Genomic DNA, 517 nt, shown 5'->3' with positions numbered 1-517 from the left:
AGGTGTTCGCGCCCGTCAGCGTTTGCGTACCCGCGCCGGCCAGCGTCAGGCCGCCCGTGCCGCCGATCGCGCCGCCGAACGCATAGTTGCCCGCGCTGCTCAGCGTCAGCCCGTTGCCGCCGAGGTTCACGTTCGTGCCGGCCGCGCCGGTCAGTGCGCCGATCGTCTGCGCGCCCGATGCGCCGCTCAGGTTGAACGTCGCGCCCGACCCGGTCAGGTTCACCGTGCCGGTCGACGCCAGGCTGCCGCCCGCGCCGAGTGCCAGCGTGCTGCCGCTGTTGATCGTCGTGCCGCCCGTATAGGTGTTCGCGCCGGACAGCGTCTGCGTGCCGGTGCCCGACAACGTGAGACCGCCGGTGCCGCCGATCACCCCGCCGAACGTGCCGCTGGCCGTACCGCCCAGCGTCAGTGCGTTGCCGCCGAGGTTGAGGCTCGTTCCCGCGACACCCGACAATGCGCCGAGCGTTTGTGCGCCCGTCGCGGCACTCAGATCGAGCGTCGCGCCGGCGCCTGCCAG

General features: G+C 72.9%; 1 protein-coding gene. It reads right to left on the bottom strand.

Annotated features, from left to right (window positions below; all coding sequences use genetic code 11):
• On the bottom strand, window positions 1-517 hold a 517-nt coding region (locus tag JMF90_RS39885), incomplete at both ends, for an autotransporter-associated beta strand repeat-containing protein (protein WP_201326635.1).

Origin of the sequence: Burkholderia sp. E168m23 (genome assembly GCF_016586125.1) — a bacterium.
Classification (GTDB): domain Bacteria; phylum Pseudomonadota; class Gammaproteobacteria; order Burkholderiales; family Burkholderiaceae; genus Burkholderia; species Burkholderia orbicola.
Note: the sequence above shows the minus strand (reverse complement) of the source record. Positions and strands in the feature narration are given on the sequence as shown.